Raw genomic sequence first — 17,109 nt, forward strand, 5'->3', positions numbered from 1 at the left:
AGGTGAAGAAGCCGAGTTCAATGGAATTAGGTTCGTCCCAATGTCTTTAGTACGCACATAACAAAACGTTCAAAAGTGACCAAAAACGCTGCGCGGTTTTGGCACGTTAACTTTGCGTTATGTCTCTTATTTTAGTGAGAAGCGCGAAGTTGTGGACATATATGGACGTTCTCTCGTAGTCAAGACTGTAGTGGCACAATGAATTTTACGCACATCGAAGAATACTTTTTAAATAAACTACCTAAAGCTTATAGGGAATTCATGCTTGAAGTTGGTGGAGGTCATTTTGGTGATGTGTTTCTGTATGGTGTTGAAGATCTTATTGAACGTAATGAGTGTTATGAAACTAAAGAATATGCGCCAGGTTGGATAGCTATTGGTGATGATGGTGGCGGTCGAGCCATTATAATTTCGTTTTCTGATGATGACCCTCAGGTCTTTATTGTGGACCATGGAGTAATGGAACCCGACGAAGCAGAGCAAGTGTTTGATTGCTTTACTTCTTGGAAGGCTTCTTATTTTTCCTTATAAGAGAACAAGAAGAAGCGTCCATATATGTCCGCGTTTATTTTCTTTTCTAAATTAAAAACCCATGCTCCTAAAGAGCTTCTACACGTTAAAATAATCCATGTTATACGAAGTTTTTAAACCCTCTGAATGGGGCAGCGATATAAAATTAACAACTATTTTCTAAAATAGGCTTTTATAATAAAAAGCTTCTTAGTTAAATTTAAAATTATTAATACGTTTTTAATCATCAATATCTAATTTTAAATGGACACTATCTTCCAATAAGGCTTTGTATTCTTCATACTCTAATGATTGTAAGTTTACTAATTGACTATTTTTAACGGGTGTTTTTTGAGTCGTTGGATCTTTGTCTCTCACATCTTCAAGTGGTACAACAAAAGGAAGAGGCAATGTAACATTCATAAATTGACTGATAACTTGCCATAGCTTGGTAACATCTTCAGTGCTGTGCTGGCTCCATCCATATTGTAAAGAAAGTTGAGTTCTTGAGCCCTTTAATGGTGCTCTTGGCGCTAACATTAAGCAATGCATTTTTTTACCTGAACGTCTTGTATGAAATTGTTCAATATAAGCATTAATTTCACTGAAGTGACACTTCCATTCCTGCTGCTGAACACTATTAAAAGTAATGTATCCGTCACGTCGATTTAATATGATGTCTGCGTATACTTTACCTATCTTGTTGGTAAACCGAGTAACAATAAATAATGAAACTGAAAGAAGCATTAATGGCAGGTAAACCGGTAAGTAAATAGCATCAAAAAAGTATTGGAGAATAGTAATAGGAAAATAAACCAACAAAATAGCCAAATTAAAATAATTTATGGTTCTCAATAGTGTATATCTTGTCTTTTGGTGAAATTTATAATGAGTTAAACATGTTTCATCCCATGTAAAATTAGGAAACATATATCGACGATATTGCTTCCAATCTTTGGGACGGATGTATTTTAAATTAAACATTTTAAAAGGTAACAGAGGAAATTCTTTCGGATAGGGAAGTTGTGTATAAAGCGTTTCATTAAATAAAGATGAAAACTTAAAATTATTATTAATATATCTACCGTACTTATGAGCAAAAAACAGCGAGTAAGGTAGTGATGCCAAGATGAGTACGATAAAAAAAGAAAAAATAACTAACACATAAATTGTTACAGGATCTTCTTGGATATAAGACCAATTCAAACCATTTAAAAATAAACCTGCTATAGCAACAAAAAACGTAAGACTGGCTCCTAAATAACCAATTATTAAAATCCAGCCTGTTATATTAGAGAAAGTTTTTAATATTGCTGGCGGCCTATCTTTTTTGGGTAATTCTTGTTTGACATCATCAATAATATCAAGACTTTCAGGTATTTCGCCTTTCCAAGCTGTTGGCTCGTATTCGTTATAATTCAAAGTTACTGTTTCCTTTAAAAATACTTAATTTTCCGCAATTTTATATTTATTTTTAATTAACCAACCATCGCTGTAACCCACCTAAATACTCATGAAATGCAGTTTCTGCTTTATAGGCTTGATAAGCCGAGGGAATATAATAATAAGCAGGTAAATCATGTTGATTGGTTTTCGCTAAGTACTGTGTAGGAGCTGGAATTGGAAAAGCATTATAGTGTTCGAATAATTGCATCGCTCTTGGCATATGTGTGGCTGACGTCACTAATGCGGCTTTTTTGCCGTTAATGAGTACTGACATTTGTTGTGCTTCTTGATGCGTGTCTTTGGTTTCATCTAACCGTATTATTCTATTCGCTGGTATTGAAAAGCTGGTGGCTAATTCCTGTAATAATTCTGCATGGCTTTTACTGTCTCCAAACCCTGAACCTGATACGACGATAGTTGCATTTGGGTTTGCGTAATAAAGGCGCAATACTTCACTGAATCGTGTTAATGCAGTCGTTGATAACTGCCCGGTGATGGGGAGTGTTTGGTCATGTACGCCTGACGATCCTAATACTAAAATATAATCTAAGGATTGTTCTGCTACTAACAGCGGTGGATATTTTCTTTCTAACGGTTTACTTAAATAATAAACTGTTGGTAATACACTAAAAGTAAATAAGATGATAAAACTGAATAGCGCGAGTGTTTTGGCAAGCTTTTGCTTTTGTGTAAAAAATAAGAGTAATAAACTAATAAATAAAATGCACAGTGCAAAAGGTAAGGGCATTAATAATGCACCAATCCATTTTTTAATGATAAATAACATGTTTCGCCTTTTGCTTATCTCGATTTGAGGACTAGTTAACGTATAATAAATGCTTAATAGTACTCAAGTAAATGAGAAAGTAACTTAGTGACAGACCATAACTTTGATCCAATCGCACAAAAATTTGTTAATAATATTTATGGCAGCTATAAAGGGCAGATCCGTAAAGAAATAGTGTGGCGAGAATTGTTAGATTGCTTAACGCGTTTAAACAAACCTAAATTAAGAATACTGGATGCGGGCGGAGGGTTTGGATATTTTAGCCAAAAATTAGCCGCATTAGGACATCAAGTGACCTTATGCGACATTTCTGGTGAGCTATTAAAGATTGCTGCTGAACAACTCTCTGACAAACCTTATCGCAATAATGTTGAGATTATTCATGGGTCAATTCAGAGCTTAGAGCTGCATTGTGATGGTAAATTTGATTTAATTTTAAATCATGCTGTTTTAGAATGGTTAGCCGAGCCTAAGCAAACCTTACATACTTTATTGAATTGGTTAGATAAAGAGGGATTAGTCTCGTTGATGTTTTATAACAAGGAAGCACAGCGATTTTTTAACCTTGTTTCTGGCAATTTGGATTTTGTTGAATTAGGGATGCCACGTAAGAAAGTGGTGCGATTATCGCCAACAAACCCTTTATTTGAATGCGATGTGATGGATTGGTTAAACGAAGTAAATATGACTGTTTTACAGAAAACGGGTGTACGCGTATTGCATGATTATATGAAGTCACCAGAAATTACCGAAAGCCATTTTGAGCAACTATTGGAAATGGAAAAAAAGTATTGTCAGCTTGAGCCGTACGCTTCATTGGGCCGTTATACTCACCTGACCCTTGCTAAAAGATAGGAAGTGCAATGAAATGAAATGTTATCACTTTAGAATACAAATCAGTTATCAGGAATTTGAAAAGCTTTATCGCATTCCTAATACGGTTGTTAAAGTGCGTAGTGAAGAAGGGCTAATGATTCAATTGCCTGCAATGCGTTTTGTTCCCCACTTTACGCAATTAGGTGTTCGAGGGTATTTTGAGCTGCAATTAACTGATGAAAATAAATTCCAACAGTTAATCTGTTTGCATAGTTAACCTTTCAATGCACTGAATCTACTTTAATAAATTCACTGTTTCGCCATTACACTCAAACAAATTCTTATCGATAATCAAGTCTCTCGGCAAGCTGTTTTTAATGCGGTTATCCAGTGATTTCCCCAATCCAATTACATAACCTTGATAACTTAACATTACTTCACCTTTAGAGCCTGCGGTGTCAATGTCATGAATATCGCGACCTTGAAAGTATTCTCTCGCTTGATGGGCTTGTAATGCTATCGTTACTGTACATTGTTCTCCGTAACAAGTTGCAAACTCATGCGTGGTCTTAAAGCCAGATTTGCGTCCTTTCCCAAATTGCTCTGCGATTTTAATACCTAAACGAGAAAATCTAAGTTCATTGATTAACGGAATGATGTTGTCTGGGAATAGCCAAAATTCATCGTCACGTTGATATAATGTTCCTTGAATTTCTGTGATAGAAAATTGCTGGTCAAAGTATTGATACAAACTGTCTGTTACCTGTTGAGAAGCTGGTTGGAATGGGAATTTTCCTAAGCGTTTTTTGGCTTGTGGGCTTTCTACATAATCTGTCTTTTTAATGGCTGCGACAAAAAAACCTTCAGTGTCATAAACCTGCGGCCAAATATGTAAAAAGCCTTGCTCTGTGACTGTTTTTTCTGCGTCTTCGAATAACTTGTTTAATGGTAAAAATTCAACTTGCTCTGGATAGGTTTGTTGTAGATGCAAACAAACTTCTTGGTTTTCTTCTAGGCTCAAAGTACAAGTTGAATAAACCATAATACCATCGGGTTTTAAGGCTTGAAATGCACTTTCAATTAATGATTTTTGTGTTGATGAAATACTTTCAATTGCACTTTGATCCCAATTTTTCATTGCCAATTTATCTTTACGCACGGTTCCTTCACCAGAGCAGGGGGCATCCAATAAAATGGCGTCGAAGGTATTAGGTAACCATTGACCAAATACGGCAGCATCAAAATGCGTTAACGCCACATTTTTAATGCCACAGCGTTGAATGTTTGCATGTAACATTTTAATACGACTCGAAGAGTATTCATTAGCAATGATTAACCCTTGGTTATTAAGTCGAGCTGCCAGTTGAGTTGTTTTTGAACCTGGTGCAGCAGCGGCATCTAATAGTGTTGCATCGTTAACTTGGTCAAAATGATGGAAAAGGGCTGATACTGGCATCATTGAACTGGCTTCTTGCACATAAAATAAACCTGCTAGATGCTCTGCGGTATTACCAATCGGCGTGCTTTCATTATCAACTTTTCTTTCAATCCAAAAACCTTCTGCACACCAAGGCACAGGTGTTAATTCCCAGCTTTTTTCCGCTGCGAGTATAAGGAACTGTTCAACACTAATTTTAAGCGTGTTAACACGAATAGCGCGTCGTAATGGGCGGCGGCAAGCTGCGATTAAATCATCAATATTTAAATGCTCAGGTAAGATTGTTGACATTTTTTCGATGAATGCAGTTGGAATAAAAGTATTGTCGTCCATAGATTTTCCTTACAAAAACGCGCACTAGAAAGTGCGCGCAGTATAGCCTATTGATTGGGGTTTTCAGTTGTTTTTAATTATTTTTAGGAATTTTTAACTTCCATTGTGCCCAATCTTTATCTGTGCTTGTTCTTAACGTAAATTTATCATAAGGCTCACTTGCCGCCTTAAGCGAAGTTGTATCTGGTGTACTCATATTGATACCGCCTTTTACAATCGATGCTAAAGAGGTAGCCTTTAAAGCAGCACCTGTAAGGCCGACATCAATACTAAAGCCTGAAGCAGGCCAGAATACACTGTTTTTACGGATCAAATGTGAGAATTCAGGATAAATATTTAATACGATTTCAACACCAGATGCTTGTGCATTAAAGCGATTTTCTATTATCTCTCCAATTTTGATTTGTCGATGATAAATAGGACTTCCAACATTTGCGGAACCGACATTATTCGCGATTAATATAATTGGTAAACCGGCTTTATCTGGCGCTAATAATGGTTCGTTATGTTCACCATTAAATGCAGTTTTAACTTCACCGGTTCCTGGAGAAACATTAATAAATACACCGCTTACTAATGTTGCTAAGTTTTTAGCGCCTGCTAATGAAATATCACTGCGAACGATCCAAAAGCGACTGCCTTGTTTTGCAATTTTATCAAAATAGAGGTTATCAATGTCCAGTGTCGCTTCTACTGTGTTGTTGTCAGTGAGTGTGAGTTCACTGATTTTACCTATTTCTAATCCTTTTAATTTCACCTTATTACCTACTTTTAAATCAAAGGCTTGATCGTAAGTTAAGGTTAATTGTTTAGGAGGCAAGGTGGCTTGCTTGTAATTATCAAATAAACGATATTGCTGCTCATTGATTTTATTATTGGTCATGGCAGTAGATATTTCTAAAGCAATACCGCCAGCGGCAATCGCTAACAATGAATCTGCGTTAATTTCTACTCCGGAAATACCAGCGTTAACTTGAAAACCACTGACATCCCAGAATACGGTTTTATCGGTAACAAGGTGTCTAAATTGCGCATTAATATCAAGGCTTGTTTCCATCTGTCCTGATTCATGTAGCTGTAATTGACTGACTTCACCTACTTTTAATTTGTGGTAGTAAACTGGTGAGCCCACGCTTACTGAAGGTAGATCTCGGCTTAATAAAGCTACCGTTAAAGGTTTTGAAAAGATATTCTTACCTAATATCGCCATTTCTTTTGAGGGATATAAATAGAATAACTGGTTTGCTTTAAGTTTTTGCTTTTTATTGCTGACCTGAGGATTATTAACCTGTGTTTTATTAAATAAGGCAATACCGCCTTGAATAACATTTTGTAATGGTTTGCTATTAACTTCGACACCTTGCAAAGAGGCTTTAAAGTCAATGCCACTCAGCGCGTAAAATTTACTGTCAGCATTAACCAAATATTGGTATTGGCTATTAATATTTAACTTGGCTTGTATTTGTTTATTGTCATCGGTTAACGCAAGGGAGTTGATGTTACCAATGGTTAGACCTTTATAACTGACAGTTGCACCTTCGGTTAATCCATTCGCATCATCAGCAATTAAGGTAATTGTTAGGTATTGGTCATCAATTATTTGATGGTTTCGTAATGTGAATGTTTTCTTCTGTTTTTCTTGTTGGTAATTTTCGCTATGTGAAAAACCAACATAATCGCCTGTAATAATATTGCCTAAGTTCTTGATATTAGAAAATGAAAGGGATGTTTTTTCTAACCAGAATTGTGAGTTTTCAGTGACAAGCTCTGAGAATGCAGGGTTAATGGTCGCCTGTGCAATGAAAGACTGACTGCTATTATCGTAACGAATGGTGTTAATTCGACCAATGCCATGACCTTTGAATAATATACCAGCACCATTGGTTAAGTTATTGGTGTTATTCATTTTAATGGTAATGCTTAAACCTTGTTGGCTGGCTTCTATATTATCAAATAATTCATATTGTTGGCCTTTAGCTGCTGGGGCCGAATTCTCTGGGCTACTAAAAGTAATGCCACCTGCGATTAATGAGGTTAAGTTATCCAGTTTAAAATCAATTCCTGCACGAGAGATATTGGCGTTCAATCCACTGATATTCCAAAATTGACTATTTTGTTTAACCAGTGAGCTGTATTTACTTTCAATAAAGGCTTGCATGTTAACGAACTGGCCTGAACTATCTAAGCGTAGAGCTGCAATTTCACCCACTTGAATTTTTTTGAAAAAGATAGGAGTTCCCACATTGTTTGCAGCTGCATTGTCGCTTTTAAAGTTTAATAGCAAGGCATTGTCTGGCACATTAATGGGTTGTTCTGCCATGGCTGTAAATTCAGTTTCTGGCTCACCTTCACCGGGTAATAAGCTAATATAACTCCCTGAAAAAAGTGTATCTAAGCCTGAAATAGACGTTAATGTTGCTTTCGGTGAGACTAGCCAAAATTGACTGCTTTCCTTGAGCAAAAATGCCGCATGCGACTCAATCTCTGCAAAGACATTCACGCCATCGACTTCGTCTAATTCTACTTTTTTGACAGTGCCGATAATCACGCCTTTGTAACGAACTTTGGTTTTATCGACGATAATGCTTTCAACATGATTAAAGTGGATCTTAATTTCTTTATTACTGTGTGTAATATTTTGAAATAATATCCAAAGACCAAGGATCGCTGCAATGAAAGGCAGAAACCAAATAGGAGAAATCGCATAAGATTTAGAGATAATTGGCTCAGAAGAAGGGTTATTTTGCATTGTTGTTGGAATCCCAAATTAAACGAGTATCAAAACTCTCTGCGGCGAATAATGTCGTTATTACGACTATGGTGAATGATGTAGCTGCAATCCCCGGGTAAACCGATACAAGGCTCCCTTTATCAAAGACGGCGACCATGATTGAAATGACGAATAAGTCGAGTATAGACCAACGTCCGACCCATTCCACAATTGAAAAAGCAATAAATTGTTTTTTAGGGTTCAGTTGCCATCTGAAATGAACCGTAAGTGCAATAAAAGCGAGGGCTAATATTTTGAAAATGGGCACTAAAATAGATGCGATGAATACAATCAGGGCAATACCTTCTTGGTCATTTCTTATTAAAGTAATAAGACCTGAATAAATAGTATCAGGATATAAAGTGCTATTTTTTAATAAATAAGTAATAGGATAAACGTTTGCAGGAATAATAAAGATCATTGCAGTAATTAATAATGCCCATGTTTTTTGTTGGCTACGTTTAATACGCGGGGCGATATCACTATGGCAACAAGGACAAATTTCTGGGTTTTCACTAATTGAGCTGTCCATATTACAAACAAGGCAAACTTGCCTATCTTGTTGTATTGCGCTGATTCCGGGCGTTAATGGCTCATTCATTACGTAAATATTTCCAATATTTGGTACTGCTATATTCGCTGATTAAAGTGATGTTCACTATTAACAATACAACAAAAAAGCACAATCCACTGCTAAAATAAACATCAGCATCACTGGTGATTTTTACCGCAGACACCAATAAGCTAATCAAATAAACATCTAGCATAGACCAATGAATCAATGAGCTTGTTAATTTTAATACATAACCCAATAAAGGAGGGCGCTTACCCAGCATAATACTGGCACTACTATAAGCAATACAGAGCGTTAATAACGTTGGCACTAACACGGCACAAAATAAAATCACAAAAGTAACAACAGGTGCACCTTCAATCATCATTAATGCACCCTGTAATAAATTGGCTCCTTCAGTGATCCCTAATAAATGAATAGACATCAGTGGAAAAGTAAAAGCTGGGATGATTAAAATTAATGCAGTAATTGCAAGGGCAAACATTTTGTTGGCTTTTAGCGTATTTGTTTTAAAAAAAGCACGATGACAGCGTGGGCATTTTGCTACCTGGCCGGACCTTAAAATAGGGCGTGTCGAGACCATATCGCAATGATTACAAATAATAGTATCCATTCTTTTTTGTCCATTTGAATAGGTCAATTGTTAATGACATTTAACATTCGCGTAAGATAGCAAATTAATTTTAATATAACAAAAGTTGCATTATTAAAAAAACAATAGTACTGTATATAAAACCATGATTACTTAGATATAAAAAAGAGGCCTCCATGGCAGTCATCATTAAATACATTGTAGAAAGAAAAGGTGTTGAGAAAATGACCTTTACCAGTAAGAAAGAAGCTGATGCGTACGATAAAATGCTTGATAGTGCAGATCAAATTTCACTGTTCTTAAGTGAAAGTCCTGTCTCTTTAGATGATCAACAACTTGAAGAGTTAGGTTTGTATGTAGCAAGCAATAAAGATGTATTACAAAACCTATTTAAAGGACAGCAATTTAAAGCTGAAACTGAAGAAAAACCGAAGAAATAAATAAGATATTAAAAGGGCATTAATAAATTAAGCAATAAATTAAACTTAGATGCTTTTATTGTGCTCTTTAATACATTAAAATACGCTCCTCAATTTTTATTAAATACATATGCTTTTTGGTTGGAAGCATCACTGTGAGGAATTTAGCATGCCAATTATTACTCTTCCCGATGGAAATCAACGTCAATTTGACAACACTACTTCTATAATGGAAATCGCTGCGGATATCGGTCCTGGACTTGCAAAAGCCTGTATCGCTGGACGTGTAGATGGAAAATTAGTGGATGCTTGCGATCCAATCGATCACGATGCAAGTGTTGCCATTATCACCGCTAAAGATGATGAAGGTTTAGAAATATTACGTCATTCATGTGCGCATTTATTAGGTCACGCAATTAAGCAACTGTACCCAGATGCAAAAATGGCAATAGGACCAACCATTGATAATGGTTTCTACTATGACGTGGATCTTGATGTCACCATCAATGAAGAAGAGTTAGCTAAAATCGAAAAACGCATGCAACAGTTGGTAAAAACAAATTACCAAGTTGTTAAAAAGAAAGTGTCAGTAGATGAAGCAATTGCTGTTTTTAAAGAGCGTAATGAACCTTATAAATTAGAAATTTTAGAAGGCATCGATAAAGACGACCGTCCTGGTTTATATCATCATGAAGAATATGTTGATATGTGTCGTGGTCCACACGTACCAATGATGAAATTCAGCCAGTGGTTTAAATTAATGAAAGTATCTGGTGCATACTGGCGTGCAGATTCTGACAATAAAATGCTGCAACGTATTTACGGCACAGCATGGGCTGATAAAAAGCAATTAAATGCTTATTTAAAACGCTTAGAAGAAGCGGCTAAACGTGATCACCGTAAAATTGGTAAACAGTTAGACCTTTACCATATGCAAGAAGAAGCGCCGGGTATGGTGTTCTGGCATCCAAATGGTTGGACTATCTTCCGCGAACTTGAAAGTTATATTCGTGAGCAAACGGTTGCCTTTGGTTACCAAGAAGTAAAAGCACCACAAATTTTAGATCGTTCTTTATGGGAAAAATCAGGTCACTGGGATAAATATAAAGACGGCATGTTCTGTACATGCAGTGAAAACCGTGATTATGCAATCAAACCAATGAACTGTCCGGGTCATGTGCAAATCTTTAACCAAGGTTTGAAATCATACCGTGATTTACCATTGCGTTTATCTGAATTTGGTTCATGTCATCGTAACGAACCATCGGGTTCATTACATGGATTAATGCGTGTTCGTGGTTTCACACAAGATGACGCACATATCTTCTGTACTGAAGCACAAATACTTGAAGAAGTATCTGCATGTATCAACATGGTATTTGAATGCTATAAAACATTCGGCTTTGAAGATATCGAAGTGAAATTATCGACTCGTCCAGAAAAACGTGTGGGTGATGATGCAACGTGGGATAAATCAGAAGCGGCATTAGCTAACGCGTTAGATGAAAATGGCGTGAAATTCGATTACTTACCAGGTGAAGGTGCTTTCTATGGTCCTAAAATCGAATTTACTTTACATGATTGTTTAGGTCGTGCGTGGCAATGTGGTACAATCCAATTAGATTTTTCAATGCCGGGTCGTTTAGACGCCACTTATGTTGGTGAAGATAACGAACGTCATACCCCTGTTATGATCCATCGTGCCATTCTTGGTTCTTTAGAGCGTTTCATCGGAATATTAACTGAAGAATACGCAGGCGTTTATCCTACTTGGTTATCACCTCAACAGGTGGTTGTGATGAATATTACAGACAAACAGTCTGATTTTGTCACTGAAGTCGTAAATAAATTGAAAAAATCGGGTATTAGAGCAATTTCGGACTTGAGAAATGAGAAGATAGGCTTTAAAATCCGCGAGCATACATTAAAGCGTGTTCCTTACTTATTAGTTGTGGGTGACCAAGAGGTCGAAGCAAACGAAGTAGCAGTAAGAACTCGTAAGGGTGATGATCTTGGTAAGATGCAGGTTGACGACTTTGTTAATCATGTAAAACAAGAAATCATCACACGTTCATAAATTATTTGGAGGAATTTGTTATAAAAGGTGCAAAAAAAGCCCCTCAATCGGGCAATAAACATCGTTTAAACGATGAAATAACTGGTACTGACGTACGTCTTTCTGATTCAGAAGGCAAACCAGTAGGTATTGTTTCTTTAGAAGAAGCAAAAAACATGGCATTTGATGCAGACTTGGATTTAGTTGAAATTAGTCCAAATGCTGAGCCGCCAGTTTGCCGCATCATGAACTATGGCAAATTCCTTTTTGAAAAGAGTAAATCTTTAAAAGAGCAAAGAAAGAATCAGAAACAGGTTCAGTTGAAGGAAATAAAATTCCGTCCTGGGACTGATGAAGGCGATTATCAGGTAAAACTACGCAACCTGACTCGTTTTCTTGAAGAAGGGAATAAGGCTAAAGTAACGCTACGTTTTCGTGGTCGTGAAATGGCACACCAATCACTTGGGATGGAACTACTAAACCGTGTTAAAGCGGATTTAGCTGAAATTTCTGCTGTTGAATCTTTCCCGAAAATGGAAGGTCGACAAATGGTGATGGTACTTGGCCCAAAACGTGCTAGCTAAGGCATAAAGAAGTGTTGACGTACGGGTGTGAAAACATTCGTACTATCTACTCGCCTTACTGGTTTAATTTAACTTAGAACAATGCGGAGTTCGCAATGCCTAAAATGAAATCTAACAAAGGTGCTGCAAAGCGCTTTAAAAAGACTGCTTCTGGTGGTTTTAAACGTAAGCAATCTCACTTACGTCATATTCTTACTAAGAAGTCTACTAAACGTAAACGCCACCTACGTGCTCAAAGCATGGTAGCGAAAGTAGACGTACCAAGTATCAACAGAATGTTGCCATTTGCTTAAGTAAGGAATATATAAAATGCCAAGAGTAAAACGCGGTGTACAAGCTCGTGCACGCCATAAAAAAGTCTTAAAACAAGCTAAAGGTTATTACGGAGCTCGTTCACGTGTTTATCGCGTAGCGGTTCAAGCAGTAACTAAAGCTGGTCAATACGCTTACCGTGACCGTCGTCAACGTAAACGTCAGTTCCGTCAACTATGGATCGCACGTATTAACGCTGCATCTCGTCTTAGCGGACTATCTTACAGCCGTTTCATCAATGGTCTTAAAAAGGCTTCTGTTGAAATCGATCGTAAGATTTTAGCTGATATCGCTGTATTTGATAAAGCAACATTTGCTCATTTAGTAGAAGTTGCAAAAAAAGCGCTAGCTTAATCGATTTTATTGATTAATCAGTATTGAAAAAGGGGACATAATGTCTCCTTTTTTTTAATTTTATTTTCTAGCTCTCCCTTTATTCTCCTCGTTTTAGCCTTAAATTTCATATTCATTAATCTTGTAATATTACTGTCACAAAAGAGTCATATACTCCTTACCATCAATTATGGTGGAGATAGTAAATGGAACGCGATTTAGCGAAAACGCTTCAAGCGAACAAAAAACGAGTGATCAAAGATCAGCTGGTTAAATATGGCGTAACAAGTGGCGGCACTCTAGTGTTAGTCGCTTTGTTATTAATTTTCGGATATCTTTTATACGTTGTTTTACCTATTTTTGCTCCAGTGAGCGTAGATAAAATACAGTCTTTTCAACGCCAAGATGATGCTGCTATCTATGCATTAGGGATAGATGAGCAAAATGAAGTGGCCTATCAGCTAGATGAACAAGGTTTATTAAGCTTTTATTCATTAAGAGAAGATGATTTAGGTGAGTCACTTCTTAAGTATCAAGCCTTTCCTGACACACATAATTTAACTAAAACAATGGCTTCTACTGGTGCATTTGCATTAACTAATGGCCGTGGTGAAGTTAAAATCATTAAACCTACCTTTATTACTTCTTATCCAAAAGACAAACGATTGATCACGCCTGAAGTTAGGTTTCCATTAGGTGAAGATAACTTTACGGTTTCAGAGAGCAATCAAGCATTGGATAAAATTGCTTTTGAAATTAATTCTGATTATGCCGCATTAGCAGCAGTACAAAGCAATGGCGAAGGTTTACTACTGCTACTTTCAAGCGAAGTAAACTTTATGACAGATGAAACGGTTTGGAATCAAGAAACATTCAAACTACCTTCATTTCCAAGTGATGTTGACCAGTTATTATTAACGCCTAACTTAAATAAATTATTTGTTCGTAGCGGCAACAATTTATTAGTTTACGATATTTCTAATATTAATGATATTCGTGTTAAATCTGCTTTCACCATTAATGCTAAAGGCAGCAATGTTACTGAAGTGCAGCTGTTAGCTGGTGCAAGTTCATTATTAGTGGCGAATGAAAATGGTGTGATCAGCCAATGGTTTGAAATCTTAAATGAAAACAAACGTGAATTTAGCTATATACGTGATTTCCAAGCGCCAAATGAAGTCACAAGTATTGTCCCTGAGTTCTTCCGTAAAGGTTTCTTAACGACAACTAAAGCCGGTGAGTTATCTATCTTCCACGCAACGGGCGAAACAGAACTATTAACTGAATCCATGACTAAAGCGGGTTCATTGGTTGTTGCTATTTCTCCTCGTGCGAATGCAATTATCATGGCGGATAAAGATTCAATTCAGCTTTATCACTTAGATAACGAACACCCAGAAATTACTTGGTCTGCATTATGGCAAGAAGTCTGGTACGAAGGTTACCCTGAGCCACAATACATTTGGCAATCAACGTCTGCAAGTGATGACTTTGAAGGTAAAATGAGTTTAGTGCCTATTTCATTCGGTACCATTAAAGCTGCCTTTTATGCCATGTTATTTGCTGTGCCAATTGGTATCTCAGCTGCAATCTATACTGCCTACTTTATGGCACCAAGCATTAGAACTTATATCAAGCCAACGGTTGAAATTATGGAAGCTTTACCGACGGTTATCTTAGGTTTCTTAGCTGGGTTATGGTTAGCACCTATTATTGAAGATCAACTGCCGGGTATTATTTTATTATTGATCACCTTACCTATTAGTATTTTGGTAGCGGCATTGATTTGGTCTAACTTACCAAAATCATTAAGTGACAAAGTAAGCGAGGGTGTTATTCCATTAGTGTTAATTCCTATTCTTGTTCTAGCTGGTTACTTTTCAATTGAGTTCAGTGACACGCTTGAATTGTGGTTATTTAATGGCGACACACGTAAATACTTAACTAATGAGTTAGGCATTGACTTTGACCAACGTAATTCATTAATTGTAGGTATTGCGATGGGCTTTGCGGTTATCCCAACTATCTTCTCAATTGCTGAAGATGCGATATTCAGTGTGCCAAAAAGCTTAACAATGGGATCGTTAGCGTTAGGTGCCACTCGTTGGCAGACACTGGCTAAGGTTGTTATTTTGACTGCAAGTCCAGGTATTTTCTCTGCGGTTATGATGGGAATGGGACGTGCTGTTGGTGAAACCATGATCGTATTGATGGCAACGGGTAATACACCAATCATGGATTGGAACATTTTTGAAGGTATGCGTTCATTATCTGCCAATATTGCGGTGGAAATGCCTGAGTCAGAGGTAGGTAGTTCACATTACAGAGTGCTTTTCCTTGCTGCATTTGTATTGTTTATCTTTACCTTCTTCTTCAACACCATTGCTGAATTTGTACGTCAGCGTTTGCGTGAAAAATATTCAAGCCTATAAATAGGAGTTAATTATTATGGGTAAATGGTTTAAATCAGGCACACCGTGGATTTGGATGACAGGTGGTGCTGTAAGTTTGAGTTTAATTGCAGTAATTGGACTGTTCATATTGATTGGTTGGAGAGGGTTAAGCTTCTTCTGGCCTGCGACAGTTTATGAATTCTCAATGGAGAGTGAGCAAGGACAGAAATCAGTTTTAATCGGTGAGATTTACGATTCTGAACATGTATTAAAACAACAATTATTAGATGCAGGTGTGAAAGGCCTAGAAGATATGCCTATTTCTTTAGAGCGTTTCTTAATTAAAATTGGTAATCGTGAGTATGTAGATCTTGATTTCCAATGGATATTAGAAACCGTTATTAAAGACACTAAAGTTGCTGATAATGTTGCTGTATTTGAGCGTACTAAAAATGGTAATTTTTACGGCTACATTGATTCAATCAATGAGGGTGAAACAAAGCTTAATCTTGAAGGGCAAGCTTTGGTAGATGAATTGAATGTGCGTATCCAACGAGCACTAGATTTTCGCGATAAAGAGCATGGTTTATTAACGGGTGATATTGGTCGAATTAACTATGATTTAGATCGTATCCGTTTAAACCAGCGTAAGTTAGAGCTAGATGGACAGTTAACAGATCAAAAAATCAGTGATTTTGCAGCACAAAGTGATGCATTAAGAGCTGAATACTTAGGACTAGAAGCTGAATTATTTGATTATCGTGATCAAGCTAAGCGCGATAGTGTTGTTGTTCGTGATATGACTGGCCGTTTAGTGACCATGCCTTTGTCATATATACTTGATTTCTACCAACCAAATAATATGGGTTTCTTTGAAAAGGTAGGACACTGGTTCCATCAAGTTTATAAGTTTATAAGCAATGATCCGCGTGAAGCGAATACAGAAGGCGGTGTTTTTCCTGCTATATTCGGTACTGTATTTATGGTGATGTTAATGGCTGTTATTGTGACGCCATTTGGTGTGATTGCAGCGATTTACTTACATGAATACGCTGCGAAAAACAGTTTCACTAAATTTATCCGTATCGCAGTAATTAACTTGGCGGGTGTACCTTCAATTGTTTACGGTGTATTTGGTTTAGGTTTCTTTGTGTATATTTTAGGTGGCAGTATTGACCAACTATTTTATCCTGAAGCATTGCCAACTCCGACCTTTGGTTCACCTGGTGTATTATGGTCAGCATTAACCTTAGCTATCTTAACGTTACCTGTTGTTATTGTTTCAACGGAAGAGGGCTTAAGCCGTATTCCAAGCACCTTACGTGAAGGTTCATTAGCATTAGGTGCAACAAAATCTGAAACCTTATGGCGTATTGTTATTCCGATGGCGAGTCCTGCTATTATGACTGGTTTAATCCTTGCTGTAGCACGTGCTGCCGGTGAAGTAGCGCCATTGATGTTGGTTGGTGTGGTTAAGATTGCCCCGACATTACCTGTTGATGGCAACTTCCCTTATTTACATCTTGATAGAAAATTCATGCACCTTGGTTTCCATATTTACGATGTAGGTTTCCAAAGTCCAAATGTAGAAGCGGCACGTCCGTTAGTTTATGCCACTTCATTTTTATTAGTGACAGTTATCATAGGTTTAAACTTGGCGGCTATTTCAATTCGTAATAATTTACGTGAAAAATACCGTTCATTAGAGCATTAGTACACAACCAAAAATAAGTACTTAATACGAAT

The 17,109-nt window shown here is 36.9% G+C and carries 16 protein-coding genes; 10 read left to right on the plus strand and 6 right to left on the minus strand.

Translation table 11 applies throughout. The features are described 5' to 3' along the window. Window positions 1–198: 198 nt before the first annotated feature. Window positions 199–531: an SMI1/KNR4 family protein gene (locus E2R67_RS14210; protein WP_134291616.1), complete on the plus strand. Its 333-nt coding sequence runs from the start codon at window positions 199–201 to the stop codon at window positions 529–531. A gap of 219 nt (window positions 532–750) precedes the next feature. Here E2R67_RS14210 and E2R67_RS14215 read toward each other — a convergent pair whose 3' ends face one another. Next, window positions 751–1,932, minus strand: a complete 1,182-nt coding sequence (locus E2R67_RS14215) for a hypothetical protein (RefSeq protein ID WP_134291617.1) — start codon at window positions 1,930–1,932, stop codon at window positions 751–753. Window positions 1,933–1,984: 52 nt separating this feature from the next. Continuing rightward, the gene (locus E2R67_RS14220; RefSeq protein ID WP_134291618.1) at window positions 1,985–2,743 is read right to left on the minus strand and encodes an ElyC/SanA/YdcF family protein; all 759 of its coding nucleotides are present in this window, start codon (window positions 2,741–2,743) and stop codon (window positions 1,985–1,987) included. Window positions 2,744–2,830: 87 nt separating this feature from the next. Between E2R67_RS14220 and E2R67_RS14225 the strand changes: the two genes are divergently transcribed. After that, window positions 2,831–3,598, plus strand: a complete 768-nt coding sequence (locus tag E2R67_RS14225) for a methyltransferase domain-containing protein (protein ID WP_134291619.1) — start codon at window positions 2,831–2,833, stop codon at window positions 3,596–3,598. 13 nt (window positions 3,599–3,611) lie between these two features. Next, the gene (locus E2R67_RS14230) at window positions 3,612–3,836 is read left to right on the plus strand and encodes a DUF2835 family protein (RefSeq protein WP_134291620.1); all 225 of its coding nucleotides are present in this window, start codon (window positions 3,612–3,614) and stop codon (window positions 3,834–3,836) included. Between the two features lie 18 nt (window positions 3,837–3,854). Here the strand turns inward: E2R67_RS14230 and rsmF are convergent, their stop codons facing one another. The 4 genes from rsmF to E2R67_RS14250 all read right to left on the minus strand — a co-directional run bounded on the left by rsmF (window position 3,855) and on the right by E2R67_RS14250 (window position 9,287). Further along, window positions 3,855–5,330: a 16S rRNA (cytosine(1407)-C(5))-methyltransferase RsmF gene (rsmF, locus tag E2R67_RS14235; protein ID WP_134291621.1), complete on the minus strand. Its 1,476-nt coding sequence runs from the start codon at window positions 5,328–5,330 to the stop codon at window positions 3,855–3,857. 73 nt (window positions 5,331–5,403) lie between these two features. After that, the gene (locus E2R67_RS14240) at window positions 5,404–8,079 is read right to left on the minus strand and encodes an MlaD family protein (protein WP_134291622.1); all 2,676 of its coding nucleotides are present in this window, start codon (window positions 8,077–8,079) and stop codon (window positions 5,404–5,406) included. Next, entirely contained in the window at window positions 8,069–8,701 is a 633-nt protein-coding gene (locus E2R67_RS14245; RefSeq protein ID WP_134291623.1) for a paraquat-inducible protein A, read from the minus strand. Before E2R67_RS14245 ends, E2R67_RS14240 begins: the two co-directional genes overlap by 11 nt. Then, entirely contained in the window at window positions 8,694–9,287 is a 594-nt protein-coding gene (locus E2R67_RS14250; RefSeq protein WP_243837033.1) for a paraquat-inducible protein A, read from the minus strand. The genes E2R67_RS14245 and E2R67_RS14250 overlap by 8 nt, the downstream gene beginning before the upstream one ends. Window positions 9,288–9,442: 155 nt before the next feature. Between E2R67_RS14250 and E2R67_RS14255 the strand changes: the two genes are divergently transcribed. The 7 genes from E2R67_RS14255 to pstA all read left to right on the plus strand — a co-directional run bounded on the left by E2R67_RS14255 (window position 9,443) and on the right by pstA (window position 17,077). Then, window positions 9,443–9,706: a YebG family protein gene (locus E2R67_RS14255; RefSeq protein WP_134291624.1), complete on the plus strand. Its 264-nt coding sequence runs from the start codon at window positions 9,443–9,445 to the stop codon at window positions 9,704–9,706. 148 nt (window positions 9,707–9,854) lie between these two features. Then, window positions 9,855–11,762, plus strand: a complete 1,908-nt coding sequence (gene thrS, locus E2R67_RS14260) for a threonine--tRNA ligase (RefSeq protein ID WP_134291625.1) — start codon at window positions 9,855–9,857, stop codon at window positions 11,760–11,762. Between the two features lie 5 nt (window positions 11,763–11,767). Continuing rightward, entirely contained in the window at window positions 11,768–12,325 is a 558-nt protein-coding gene (infC, locus tag E2R67_RS14265; RefSeq protein ID WP_134291626.1) for a translation initiation factor IF-3, read from the plus strand. Window positions 12,326–12,420: 95 nt separating this feature from the next. After that, window positions 12,421–12,618: a 50S ribosomal protein L35 gene (rpmI, locus tag E2R67_RS14270; protein ID WP_025564055.1), complete on the plus strand. Its 198-nt coding sequence runs from the start codon at window positions 12,421–12,423 to the stop codon at window positions 12,616–12,618. Between the two features lie 16 nt (window positions 12,619–12,634). After that, window positions 12,635–12,991, plus strand: a complete 357-nt coding sequence (gene rplT, locus E2R67_RS14275; RefSeq protein ID WP_028862951.1) for a 50S ribosomal protein L20 — start codon at window positions 12,635–12,637, stop codon at window positions 12,989–12,991. 185 nt (window positions 12,992–13,176) lie between these two features. Continuing rightward, window positions 13,177–15,402, plus strand: a complete 2,226-nt coding sequence (locus E2R67_RS14280) for an ABC transporter permease subunit (RefSeq protein WP_134291627.1) — start codon at window positions 13,177–13,179, stop codon at window positions 15,400–15,402. A gap of 16 nt (window positions 15,403–15,418) precedes the next feature. Then, window positions 15,419–17,077, plus strand: a complete 1,659-nt coding sequence (gene pstA, locus E2R67_RS14285) for a phosphate ABC transporter permease PstA (RefSeq protein ID WP_134291628.1) — start codon at window positions 15,419–15,421, stop codon at window positions 17,075–17,077. The last annotated feature ends 32 nt before the right edge of the window (window positions 17,078–17,109 follow it).

Origin of the sequence: Psychromonas algicola, from assembly GCF_004378355.1 — a bacterium.
GTDB lineage: Bacteria > Pseudomonadota > Gammaproteobacteria > Enterobacterales > Psychromonadaceae > Psychromonas.

Excerpts from the sequence above, each read along its gene's own strand:
- E2R67_RS14240 (WP_134291622.1), bottom strand. The coding sequence starts at position 8,079 with ATGCAAAATAACCCTTCTTCTGAGCCAATTATCTCTAAATCTTATGCG.
- rpmI (WP_025564055.1), top strand. The coding sequence starts at position 12,421 with ATGCCTAAAATGAAATCTAACAAAGGTGCTGCAAAGCGCTTTAAAAAG.
- E2R67_RS14230 (WP_134291620.1), top strand. The coding sequence starts at position 3,612 with ATGAAATGTTATCACTTTAGAATACAAATCAGTTATCAGGAATTTGAA.
- E2R67_RS14245 (WP_134291623.1), bottom strand. The coding sequence starts at position 8,701 with ATGAATGAGCCATTAACGCCCGGAATCAGCGCAATACAACAAGATAGG.
- E2R67_RS14280 (WP_134291627.1), top strand. The coding sequence starts at position 13,177 with ATGGAACGCGATTTAGCGAAAACGCTTCAAGCGAACAAAAAACGAGTG.
- E2R67_RS14220 (WP_134291618.1), bottom strand. The coding sequence starts at position 2,743 with ATGTTATTTATCATTAAAAAATGGATTGGTGCATTATTAATGCCCTTA.
- E2R67_RS14210 (WP_134291616.1), top strand. The coding sequence starts at position 199 with ATGAATTTTACGCACATCGAAGAATACTTTTTAAATAAACTACCTAAA.
- E2R67_RS14250 (WP_243837033.1), bottom strand. The coding sequence starts at position 9,287 with ATGGATACTATTATTTGTAATCATTGCGATATGGTCTCGACACGCCCT.
- pstA (WP_134291628.1), top strand. The coding sequence starts at position 15,419 with ATGGGTAAATGGTTTAAATCAGGCACACCGTGGATTTGGATGACAGGT.
- rsmF (WP_134291621.1), bottom strand. The coding sequence starts at position 5,330 with ATGGACGACAATACTTTTATTCCAACTGCATTCATCGAAAAAATGTCA.
- E2R67_RS14255 (WP_134291624.1), top strand. The coding sequence starts at position 9,443 with ATGGCAGTCATCATTAAATACATTGTAGAAAGAAAAGGTGTTGAGAAA.
- rplT (WP_028862951.1), top strand. The coding sequence starts at position 12,635 with ATGCCAAGAGTAAAACGCGGTGTACAAGCTCGTGCACGCCATAAAAAA.
- thrS (WP_134291625.1), top strand. The coding sequence starts at position 9,855 with ATGCCAATTATTACTCTTCCCGATGGAAATCAACGTCAATTTGACAAC.